Raw genomic sequence first — 1378 nt, 5'->3', positions numbered from 1 at the left:
GGCCTTGGAACTGTTGGCGCTGGCCTGGCGGGTGAGGGCGCTGGTGCTGCCACCGCTGTACAGCGGAATGTTCAGCTCCAGCCCGATCGAACTGTCGCGGTTGCGCTGGTTAAGTTTGGAAATCGACTGGCTGCTGCCGGCGGCATAGCCCGCCACGAAGTCCAGGGTCGGCCAGTGCCCGGCGCGGGCGCGTTTCACTTCTTCTTCGGCCAGCTCATAGTTGTGCCGGCGCGCATGGATCAACGGGCTGTCGGCCTGGGCCTTGACCAGCCAGTCCTGCAGGTGGCCAGGCATCAGCGGCGGGGGGTAGAAGCCCGGCTGCAAAGTGGTCAGCGACTCCGGCGTTTCACCGATGTATTCCTCCAGCTTACGGCGGGCGTTGACCAGGTTGTCCTGGGCCTCGATCAGGTCGGCCTCGGCCAGGTCGCGACGGGCCACCGACTCGTCGATGTCGGTGATGGTGCCGGCACCCAGCTCCATGCGCCGCTTCGCCGAGGCCAATTGCTCTTCGAAGGCATTCAGCTTGGCTTTGGCCAGGGTGATGGTTTCGCTGGCCAGCAGCACGTCGAAGTAGGCGTCGGCCAGACGCACCGCGGCGTCCTGGCTCTTGGCATCGAACACCGCCACGCTGTAGTCGGCACGTTGCTGGCCCTGGCGGTATTCGGCCATCTTCTGCTTGTTGAACAGCGGTTGGCGCAAACGCACGTTGGCGCCCTTGGAGTCATAGTCCAGGTCGCTGTCCCGGCCATTCTGACGCTGGCTGCCGTTGACCTTGTTGAAGTAGCCCGCAGCGTTGATCTGCGGCAGCAGCCCGGCCTGGCCAATGGCGCGGTTCTCGCTGCCGGCTTCTTTCTCGTGCACCGCGGCGCGGTAGATCGGGCCCTGGTACTGCAGCAGGTCCCAGGCTTGCTTCAGGTCCATGGCACTGGCCTGTACGGACAACCCCAACAGGCACAACATCAGGCACGGGTGATTCATGTCATTGCTCCTTGAACGAGGCGTCCACGCGTTCGAGCATCGGCTTGAGCAGGTAGCTGAGCAGGTTGCGCTCGCCGGTCTTGATGGTGACGGTGGCCGGCATGCCGGGGCGGATGTGGTTGCTGCCCAGCAAGTCCATGCCGCCCTGCGTCACTTCCACCTGGGCCAGGTAGTACGGCTGCTTGCTTTCTTCGTCCATCAGGCGGTCGGCGGAAATGGTCATGACCCGTCCCGGAATATTCGGCGTCTTCGCATGGTTGAAGGCCGGGAAGGCGAGGTCCACGTCCAGGCCGGGCACCATCTTGTCGATCGCCTGCACCGGGATCATCGCGTCGACCTGCAACGGCTGGTCGAGCGGCACCACCTCCATGATCTTGGCCCCAGGCTGGATGATGCCGCC

Annotated in this window: 2 protein-coding genes; both read right to left on the bottom strand. The window is 64.4% G+C overall.

The window, feature by feature from the left end; translation table 11 throughout:
• Positions 1-978, bottom strand: a 978-nt coding sequence (locus JV551A3_RS18430) for a TolC family outer membrane protein (RefSeq protein ID WP_133979033.1), incomplete at its 3' end; no start/stop codon positions are given.
• 1 nt (position 979) lies between these two features.
• Positions 980-1378: HlyD family efflux transporter periplasmic adaptor subunit (locus JV551A3_RS18425; protein WP_133979031.1), on the bottom strand; the 399-nt coding region annotated here is incomplete at its 5' end.

The sequence above is a fragment of the Pseudomonas inefficax genome (genome assembly GCF_900277125.1).
GTDB lineage: Bacteria > Pseudomonadota > Gammaproteobacteria > Pseudomonadales > Pseudomonadaceae > Aquipseudomonas > Aquipseudomonas inefficax.
Note: the sequence above shows the minus strand (reverse complement) of the source record. Positions and strands in the feature narration are given on the sequence as shown.